The following is an 8,750-nucleotide window of genomic DNA, read 5'->3' on the forward strand; positions in this document are numbered from 1 at the left end:
CGAGCGCGCCGACGGGGGCCCCTCTGACCTCCGCGGCGTCGGCGCTGGGCGCCGCACGGAGGAGCCCGTCGACCGTCGGCTGCTCGTCGACGCTGCCGACCTCGCCGAGAAACTCGGCCGCTCGGCGCCGGACCGCGTCGCTGTCGCTTCCCAGCGCGTCCCTGAGTCGTTCGACGTTCTCTTCCCGGGCGTGCTGGTACAGCGACATCAGACCCTCCCGAACACCCGCCGGCGCTTGTCGATCGGTTCGTACCTGTCTGACCGGTCCGGCGGGACGCTCTCGGTCATGCCGAGCACGAGCACGCCGTCGTCGGCGAGCGACGCCTCCAGCGTGTCGAACAGCGCCCCCTTGTGGTCGACATCGATGTAGATCAGCAGATTACGACACAACACGACGTCGAAGGGGCCGCGCGAGCCGTCGCGGATCAGGTCGTGCGTCTCGAAGTCGACGAGCCGCTGGACCGCGGGTCGGACCTGGAACGTGTCGCCGTCGCGATCGACGTAACGGTCGGGGTTCGAGAGCGGCTCCAGCTCCTCCGCGATGTTCGTGGTCCGGGTGGTGTGATAGACGCCCTCACTGGCGTTCTCGAGCGCCTCCTCGCTGATGTCGGAGCCGAGCACCTCGATCCGCGACTCGTCGATATCGGGGTCGTCACAGGCCAGCATCGCGACCGAGTACGGCTCCCGACCGTCCGCGGAGGGGGCCGACCAGACGCGGACCCGCCGCTGCTCGCTCGTCCGTTCGCGGAGCACGTCGCGGAGCGCGTCCCACATCTCTGGGTTGCGGAAAAACTCCGTCACGTTGATCGTGAGCGCGTCCATCAGCGCTTGGCGTTCGTCGTCGTCCTCGCGGAGCAGCCGCTCGTACTCCGAATGCGAGTCGGTGTCGCGGCGGCGCATCCGCGCCGTGATCCGCCGGTCGAGGTACGACTCGTTGTAGTAGCCGGGCTCGAACGGGACGGTGTCGTCGATCTGTCGGAGGACGCCCTCGAAGGAGGTCTCGCCGCTCATAAGCTCACCACGTCGAGCACGGCGACGACGTCGCCGTCGCCGAGGACCGCCGTGCCGCTGAGTCCCGGGGTCCCCGACAGCGGGCCGTCGAGCGGTTTCACCACCACTTCCTCCTGGTCCAACACCGCGTCGCAGTGGAGCGCGACCTGACGTGTCTCCTCGCGGATGCGCACGAGCATCCCCTCGTCGGTGACACCGCCGTCGGTCGTCGCGGGCTCGGTGTCGGCCGGCGGCCCGCCCTCCGGCCCGGCGTCACCGGCGCCGCGGCTCCCGGGTCCACCGGCGCCCACGCCCGACCCGGCCGCCGCGGCGCCGCTGTCCGCGAGGCGCTCGTTCAGCCGGATCACCGGGTAGAGGTCGCCCTCGTGGCGGACGATCTCGTCGCCGTGGACCTCCTCGACGTCGTCCGCGCGGGCGACCTCGGCGATCGATTTGATCGGGATCCCGTACTCCGTGCCGCCGACGTCGACGAACATCACCTTCACGATGGCGACGGTGACCGGGAGCCGGAACCGGACGGTCGTCCCCTCGCCGGGCTCGCTCTCGACCGCGACGGAGCCGTCGAGGTCGCGGGCGGTCGTCCGGACCACGTCCATCCCGACGCCGCGTCCGGAGACGTCGGTCACCTCTTCGGCGGTGGAGAAACCGGGGTGGAAGACGAGGTCGTACACCTCGTCGTCCTCCATCGCCTCGACCGCTTCGCGGCTCTTGACGCCCTCGTCGACCGCCTTCTCGCGGAGCTGGTCGGGGTCGAGCCCGCCGCCGTCGTCGGCGACCTCGATGATCACGTGGTCGCGCTCGCGCTCGGCCGTCAGCTTGACGTGCCCGGTCGGGTCCTTGCCGGCGGCCTCGCGCTCTTCGGAGGGTTCGATCCCGTGGTCGACCGCGTTCCGCAGGACGTGGACGAGCGGGTCGCGCATCTCCGTGAGGATCGTTCGGTCGAGCTCGACGTCGTCGCCCTCGATCTCGAAGTCGATCCGCTTGTCGAGGTCCCGCGAGATGTCGCGGACGAGCCGCGGGAACGAGTCCGACACCTGCGAGAACGGGATGAGGCGCATGTCCATCGCTGTGTCCTGCAGGCTGGACGCGAGCTTGTCGAGCTCGTCTAACGTGTCCGACTGGGCGTCGGCCGCCTCCAGCTCCCGTCGGAGCTTGATCCGGCTCGTCACCAGCTGCTCGACGAGCCCGTACAGCTCGTCGACTTGGTCGACGTCGACCCGGATCGACTTGATCTCGTCGCGGTCGGCCTTTCCGGACGCGGAGTCGGACTGGTCGTCCGACTCGCCGTCCCCCGAATCCGCGTCGGCCTCGTCGGGATCCGACTGTTCGTCCGGCTCCGACACTTCGGCCGGCCCGTCGGCGGAGGCCGCTTCCGGTTCGGTCGACTCCCACTCGTCCCCTTCGTCGCTGTCGGCCGCCTCGTCGCTGTCGGCCGCCTCGTCGCTGTCGGCCGCCTCGTCGCTGTCGGCCGCCTCGTCAACGGGCGCCGTCGCGATCGATTCGACCTGCGTGAGCGCACCAATCCCCTCCGCGACCACGTCGGGGTCGGCGCCGGAGACGAAGGCGTCGAACCCCTCGTCGTACTCGCCGTCCTCCAGCGCCTCCGGGTCGGTCTCGGTGACGTAGGCGTCGAACTGCTCGTCGAGCGCCTGCAACACCAGCGCGGCGTCGACACCGGCCATCGACGTCTCGCCGATCGTCACGTCGGCGTACGCGACGGGACCGTCGAGCTCCGCGGCGGCCGCGGGGAGGTCGGGAACGGAGACATCGGAGGCGTCGGCCTCGTCTCCCGCGTCGTCGCTTTCGGCGGACTGGTCGTCACCGTCCGCGGTCTCGTCGGCGTCAGTCGCGTCGTCGCCACCGGCGTCGGCGTCATTCCCTGAGCCGCCGACGGTCCCGTGCTCTTCCATCTCGCGGAGGCGACCCTCCAGGCCAGAGGGGTCGGTGGACACGTCGCCCGTGTCGGCGATCTCCGCGACCATCGCCTCGACGGTGTCGACGCCTTCGAAGAGGAGGTCCATCAGCTCGGGCGTCACCTCGCGGTCGCCTTGGCGGACCGCGTCGAGCAGGTCCTCGAGGGCGTGTCCGAAGTCGGAGACGTCGTCGTACCCCATCGCCGCGGCGTTCCCCTTCAGCGTGTGCGCGACGCGGAACACGTCGTCCATCGCCTCGGCGTCCTCGGGGTCGGCCTCGAGGGCGAGCAGGGCGTTGTTGAGATCGGTGATACCGTCTTCCGCCTCGGCGACGAACGCGGCGCGGTGGGAGTCCATCAGGCTTCACCCCCCACGATCGCGCCGGCGACGTCGTCGAGGTCGTGGACCTCGTCGACACCGCCCGACTCGACAGCGCGCTTCGGCATCCCGTAAATGACGCAGGTGTCCTCGCTCTGCGCGATCGTCCGCGCACCCGCGTCGGCCATCGCCCGGATCCCCTCGGAGGCGTCGGCGCCCATTCCGGTCAACACGACGCCCACGAGCGGGCCGTCGACCACGTCGGCCGCAGAGCCCATCGTCACGTCGGCCGCGGGCGTGACCGACTGCGAGTCGTCCTCGTCGAGCTTGACGCGGAGCCGCCCCGACCGGTAGCTGTCAACCAGAGTATGGCTCCCGCCGCGGGCGACGAGCGCTTCGCCGGAGCCGATCCGCGCCCCGTCGCTCGCCTCGCGCACGTCGTACGCCGAGGCCTCGTCGAGCCGGTCGGCGAACCGCGAGGTGAACGCCTCCGGCATGTGCTGGACGATGACCACCCGACAGTCCGCCATCGGCAGCGCCGACATGACGCGTTCGACCGCGTTCGGTCCGCCGGTCGACGCGCCGATCACGACCGTCAGCGGGCCGTCGACCTCGACGGTCGCGGGCGGCGTCGAGGGGGTCGATGCCCCCGAGGCGGCCGATCCCGTGCCGCTGTCGGCGGCGTCGCGCTCGCGTCGGTCGCGAGTCGCCGCGTCGAGGTCGGCGTCCGCGACCGACCGGACGGCCTCGACGAGCCGATCCGACTCGCGGGAGACGCCGGTGGAGACCTCGCCGCCGGGCTTCGAGAAGAAGTCGACCGCACCGCGTTCGAGCGCCTCGAACGTCACCTCCGCGCCCTCGGCGGTGTGCGCCGACAACATCAGTACGGGCGTCGGCGTCTCGTCCATCAGCCGCTCTACGGCCTCGATTCCACCCATTCCCGGCATCTCGACGTCCATCGTCACGACGTCCGGGCGTGTTTCGGCGACCACCGAAAGCGCCTCGGCGCCGTCGCCCGCCTCGCCGACGACCGCGACCCCCGCGTCGGTCAAGAGGTCGGAGATCAACCCTCGCATGAACGGCGAGTCATCGACGACGACTACCCGTACGGAGTCATCGCGACCGCCCCGCCGATCCGTCGTCCTACTCATGTACGATACCGGAGCCAGAATCAGCATAAATGCATGGACCCAGTAATCACCCCTGATAATTCAGGGGACACGGTTATTGGTCCCTTCGCCGCAACTCCGTCCATGGCAGCCACCGAAACGGAGGCCGAACCCACGAAGGTGCTCGAGTTCGGATTAGGCGACGGAACGTACTGTCTGGACATCGGCGTCATCGACGAGATCGTCGACGCGGGCGAGCTCACGCGCATCCCCAACTCGCCGGACCACGTCGAAGGCGTGATGGACCTGCGCGGACGGACGACGACGATCGTCGACCCGAAGACGCTCTTTGACATCGCCGCGAAGGGGCCGCGCGAGCGAATCGTCGTGTTCGACGACGAGGAGATCGACGAGGGCGGCACCGTCGGCTGGATGGTCGACGAGGTGTTTCAGGTCCGTGACGTCGCGGCCGAGGACGTCGACCAAGGAACGACGGTAGACGACGAGGGGATCCGCGGGATCGTCAAGTCCGACGACCGCTTCGTCGTCTGGGTCTCGCCCGACGTGGAGGAGTTCGACGCCGCCGACGTGGTCCCCGAGGACGCCGAGGCGTAACCGGCGCGGGCGCCGTCGCGGCCGCCGCCGCGGCCGACGAACCGGCCCCCGGCGCCGTCGGCGGCGAGTCGAGATCCGACGGACGCGGCGGGGACGCGGCCCCGACCGTTCTCACCCCTGAGAAACGGGTGCCAATCCTTATCCGCCGACCGTCGAGTCATTCCGTATGCGCGCCACAAGCGGCGTTCCCGGGTTCGACGACCTCGTCGACGGCGGGTTCCCGGAGAACCGCCTGTACGTTGTCAGCGGTCCTCCCGGCAGCGGGAAAACGACGTTCTGCTCGCAGTTCGCCGCGCAGGGCGCTCGCAACGGCGAGGACGTGCTGTACGTTAGTATGCACGAGACCAAAGAGGGGATCCGCCGCGACATGAGCGGGTACGAGTTCGGGTTCGACCGGGCGCTCGACACGGACCGGGTCACGTTCCTCGACTCGTTCTCCTCGGACGGTCGCCGGTTCTTCGGCCTCCCCGGCGAGCGCCGGGATCACTCCGGCGTGACGAACCGACTCACCGGCTTCATCAACTCCCGCGACATCGACCGCGTCGTCTTCGACTCCACGATGCTGTTGCGGTTCCTCCTCGACGACGACGAGGACACGATGATCCAGCTGCTCTCCTCGCTGAAGCGGACCGACGCGACGACGCTGCTCATCTCAGAGATGACCGACCCGAGCGCCTACTCCGAGGAGCACTACTTGGCGCACGGCGTCGTCTTTATGCATAACTACCTCGAAGATGACGGGATGCAGCGCGGAATTCAGGTGCTGAAGATGCGTGGGACCGACATCGACACCGATATTCAAGACATCGAGTTCACGGACGGCGGGCTCCGCGTCGGCGCCGCCGCGACGGTGACGCACTGATGTACGACCGGACCTTCGGCACGGAGTGGGACGAGCTCAGCCGCGAAGAGGCGGTCCATCGGGCGTTCGCGCTCGGCGTCGCCGAGGGAGTAGGGAACAGACGGCCGGCCGAGATCGAACGCGTGATGGAGGCGTTCCCGAACGCGTACGACCAGAGCCTCGTCGAGTTGGCGTACGACGAGGGGCGGGCGAAGGCGCTCAACGCCGCCGACGAGGCGGACGATCCGGAAGAGGTGTGGAACGCGCTCGTCGACGGGGCGGGCGCGCCGCGCGAGCCGCCCGTGCGGGCCGCGCTCCCCGGAGCGATAACGGATCTGACACTGACCCAGCGCCCCCGAGAGGGTCCCCCGTCGTCGCTCGATTTCCCGTCGATGCTGCGGAAGTGATCCCTCGGAAGGGTTTTACGCGATACCAACACAAAACAGAGACATGACCGTGCTTCCCGACGCTGTCCGCGACGCCGACAGCGTTCTCATCAGCGGCCCACCGATGAGCGGGAAGTACGACCTGTTCAACCGGCTGCTCGCCGAGTGGACCGCCAAGCCGATCGTCATCTCGACCGGCCGCACCGCGGAGAAGGTCCGCGGGGACTACGAGACGATCACGGGACTGGACGGCGACGACGTGACCGTCATCGACTGCGTCACCCACGAACAGGGCGACAAGCGCGATGACACGCTGACGACGAAGTACGTCGGCAGCGCCGGGAATCTCACCGATATCGGGATCAAGTTCACCGACATCGTCGAGTCCTCTACCGGCCGCGACCGCGCGGTCGGCGTCTACTCGCTCTCCCAGCTGTTGATGTACTGGGACCCCGAGCGGATCTACCGGTTCACCCGGGTCATGACCTCGCAGACCTCGGGCGAGGGATGGCCCTTCGTCGGCGTCGTCGGGTCGACGGCGCACGACGAGCAGGTGGTCCACACCCTCCACGAGCCGTTCGAGGTCGTCCTCGAGACGCGCGTCGAGGGCGACGATCGCGAGTTCCGGGTCCGCGGGCGGGTCGGCGGCCCCTCGGAGTGGACGCAGTTCTAGCGGAAGCGACGCCCCCGAGACGGCCGCTCGCGACCGTGACCAGACCGTCTATCCGATCAGTTCGAACTGCGTCCCGAGCGGCGGCGCGTCCACGATCCCCCAGTAGACAAACCGATGCGTACCGGGCCCGAGCGGCGGACAGACGGTCAGGTCGAGGTCGGGAACCGCCGAAGAGATCGACGCCTCGTCGAGGTCGATCGACCAGCTGTACGCCCCGCTCGAATCGAGCGTCTCCTCGGATCGGGGGAGGTCGACCGACTCGCCCGCCGGCGAGCCGCGGACGTCGAGCCACCCAGACGCGGTCTCCCGCTGGATCGAGTAGGCGTGCCGGCCGAGCGCGGTCCCGGGCTCGTCGCCGGTGTTCCGCAACACGAGGCGGAGCGACTGGCCGTACGTCTCCGAGTTCCCCTCCGAGGACAGCTCGAACGTCGTCTCGTCGGTCTCGACGAGCGTCCCTTCGACGTCGCCCTCGAACGGCTGCGCGAGCCGGACGAACTCGTCGTCCTCGCAGGCCAGCGTCTCGGGGGTTCCCTCCGGGCCCTGCGGTCCGTCGCCGGCGGCGAAGTCGAGGCAGCCGACGACGCCGACCGAGCCCGCGGCGGTAAGCGTCGCCCCGGCCCGCGCTAACAGATCGCGTCGCGTGCGCTCCATGCGGACCGTAGGGGCGGGAGCCGTTTCAACCGCACGCGTTCGGATTTTCCGACGCGCTGAGAAGCCGACGCGCCACGCGTTCGGAACCGCTTTCCCGTCGGCCGGCGCATGGCCGTCCATGGAGCTGTTCGGATCCAGCGGTATTCGCGGGGTCGCGCTGCGGTACCTCACGCCGGAGCTCGTCCTCGACATCGCGAAGGCGGCCGGATCGGTGTGGGACGCCGACCGGGTCGCCGTCGCCCGCGACACCCGTACCACCGGCGAGCTGTTCGCCAACGCCGCCGCGAGCGGGCTGGCCGCGGTCGGCTGCGACGTCGACCGGCTCGGCGTCGTGCCGACGCCCGCGGTCGGCAACTACTGCGAGTCGGCCGGGATCCCCGCCGTGCTCGTCACCGCCTCGCACAACCCGCCGGAGTTCAACGGGATCAAGCTCGTCGGCGACGACGGCGTCGAACTCTCGGTCGACGTGCTCGAACGCGTCGAGCGCCGCGTCCTCGACGACGACTACGACCTCGCCGACTGGCGGACCGCCGGCGCGACGGCGACCGCCGAGGGCGCGGTCGACGACTACGTCGACCAGCTGCTCGACGCGGTCGACCGCGAGGCGATCGCCGACGCCGACCTGACGGTCGCGGTCGATCCCGGTCACGGCGCGGCGTCGGTCTCATCGCCGCGGATCTACCGGGAGCTCGGCTGTGAAGTGATAACGGTGAACGCGACGCCGGACGGTCACTTCCCCGGCCGCGAGTCGGAGCCGGTCGCCGAGAACCTCGAAGCGCTCGCCCGGCTCGTCGCGACCTCCGGGGCCGACGTCGGGGTTGCGCACGACGGCGACGCGGACAGAGCCGTCTTCGTCGACGAGCACGGCGAGTTCGTCGACGGAGACACCTCCTTCGCGGCGATGGCCGACGCCTGTCTGGAGCCGGGCGACGCCGTCGTCAGCGCCGTCAACGTCTCCCAGCGGCTCGTCGACGTCTGCGACGCGAACGACGCCGACCTGGAGCTGACGCCCATCGGCGCGACGAACATCATCACCCGAACGCGCGAGCTTCACGAGGCGGGAGTCCGGGTACCGATCGCCGGCGAGGGCAACGGCGGGGTGTTCTTCCCGCCGTACCGGCTCTCGCGAGACGGCGCGTACATCGGCGCGCGCTTCCTCGAACTGCTCGCGACCGGCGGCGCCCCTGTCAGCGCGGCCGTTGCGCCCTACGGCGACAACCACTTCGTGCGTCG

Annotated in this window: 10 protein-coding genes; 5 read left to right on the top strand and 5 right to left on the bottom strand. The window is 69.8% G+C overall.

The features are described 5' to 3' along the window. The 4 genes from OQF71_RS12670 to cheB all read right to left on the bottom strand — a co-directional run. Positions 1-208, bottom strand: a 208-nt coding sequence (locus tag OQF71_RS12670; RefSeq protein ID WP_280588105.1) for a HEAT repeat domain-containing protein, incomplete at its 3' end; no start/stop codon positions are given. Then, positions 208-1,011 carry a protein-glutamate O-methyltransferase CheR gene (locus tag OQF71_RS12675; RefSeq protein ID WP_280588106.1) on the bottom strand — a complete coding sequence of 268 codons (804 nt, stop codon included), beginning with the start codon at positions 1,009-1,011 and terminating at the stop codon, positions 208-210. The genes OQF71_RS12670 and OQF71_RS12675, both read right to left, overlap by 1 nt. Beyond that, complete coding sequence (locus OQF71_RS12680; protein WP_280588107.1) at positions 1,008-3,281, bottom strand: chemotaxis protein CheA; 2,274 nt, start codon at positions 3,279-3,281, stop codon at positions 1,008-1,010. The genes OQF71_RS12675 and OQF71_RS12680 overlap by 4 nt, the downstream gene beginning before the upstream one ends. Next, positions 3,281-4,393, bottom strand: coding sequence for a chemotaxis-specific protein-glutamate methyltransferase CheB (gene cheB, locus OQF71_RS12685; protein WP_280588109.1), 1,113 nt, complete (start codon positions 4,391-4,393; stop codon positions 3,281-3,283). Before cheB ends, OQF71_RS12680 begins: the two co-directional genes overlap by 1 nt. Positions 4,394-4,495: 102 nt before the next feature. Between cheB and OQF71_RS12690 the strand changes: the two genes are divergently transcribed. From OQF71_RS12690 to OQF71_RS12705, 4 genes are all read left to right on the top strand, one after another. After that, positions 4,496-4,966 carry a chemotaxis protein CheW gene (locus OQF71_RS12690; RefSeq protein ID WP_280588110.1) on the top strand — a complete coding sequence of 157 codons (471 nt, stop codon included), beginning with the start codon at positions 4,496-4,498 and terminating at the stop codon, positions 4,964-4,966. Between the two features lie 166 nt (positions 4,967-5,132). Then, entirely contained in the window at positions 5,133-5,828 is a 696-nt protein-coding gene (locus OQF71_RS12695; RefSeq protein ID WP_280588111.1) for an ATPase domain-containing protein, read from the top strand. Next, complete coding sequence (locus OQF71_RS12700) at positions 5,828-6,214, top strand: hypothetical protein (RefSeq protein ID WP_280588113.1); 387 nt, start codon at positions 5,828-5,830, stop codon at positions 6,212-6,214. The genes OQF71_RS12695 and OQF71_RS12700 overlap by 1 nt, the downstream gene beginning before the upstream one ends. A 43-nt stretch (positions 6,215-6,257) precedes the next feature. Beyond that, positions 6,258-6,866, top strand: a complete 609-nt coding sequence (locus OQF71_RS12705) for a hypothetical protein (protein WP_280588114.1) — start codon at positions 6,258-6,260, stop codon at positions 6,864-6,866. Positions 6,867-6,914: 48 nt separating this feature from the next. Here the strand turns inward: OQF71_RS12705 and OQF71_RS12710 are convergent, their stop codons facing one another. Next, positions 6,915-7,517: a hypothetical protein gene (locus OQF71_RS12710; RefSeq protein WP_280588115.1), complete on the bottom strand. Its 603-nt coding sequence runs from the start codon at positions 7,515-7,517 to the stop codon at positions 6,915-6,917. Between the two features lie 118 nt (positions 7,518-7,635). On the opposite strand from OQF71_RS12710, the gene OQF71_RS12715 reads away from it, so the two are divergent. Beyond that, positions 7,636-8,750, top strand: a 1,115-nt coding sequence (locus tag OQF71_RS12715; protein WP_280588116.1) for a phosphoglucosamine mutase, incomplete at its 3' end; no start/stop codon positions are given.

The sequence above is a fragment of the Halorubrum sp. Boch-26 genome (assembly GCF_029889805.1).
GTDB lineage: Archaea > Halobacteriota > Halobacteria > Halobacteriales > Haloferacaceae > Halorubrum.

Bases quoted from the DNA above. Each gene is read 5' to 3' on its own strand.
- OQF71_RS12695 (WP_280588111.1), top strand. From the start codon at position 5,133: ATGCGCGCCACAAGCGGCGTTCCCGGGTTCGACGACCTCGTCGACGGC.
- OQF71_RS12680 (WP_280588107.1), bottom strand. From the start codon at position 3,281: ATGGACTCCCACCGCGCCGCGTTCGTCGCCGAGGCGGAAGACGGTATC.
- OQF71_RS12700 (WP_280588113.1), top strand. From the start codon at position 5,828: ATGTACGACCGGACCTTCGGCACGGAGTGGGACGAGCTCAGCCGCGAA.
- OQF71_RS12710 (WP_280588115.1), bottom strand. From the start codon at position 7,517: ATGGAGCGCACGCGACGCGATCTGTTAGCGCGGGCCGGGGCGACGCTT.
- OQF71_RS12690 (WP_280588110.1), top strand. From the start codon at position 4,496: ATGGCAGCCACCGAAACGGAGGCCGAACCCACGAAGGTGCTCGAGTTC.
- cheB (WP_280588109.1), bottom strand. From the start codon at position 4,393: ATGAGTAGGACGACGGATCGGCGGGGCGGTCGCGATGACTCCGTACGG.
- OQF71_RS12675 (WP_280588106.1), bottom strand. From the start codon at position 1,011: ATGAGCGGCGAGACCTCCTTCGAGGGCGTCCTCCGACAGATCGACGAC.
- OQF71_RS12705 (WP_280588114.1), top strand. From the start codon at position 6,258: ATGACCGTGCTTCCCGACGCTGTCCGCGACGCCGACAGCGTTCTCATC.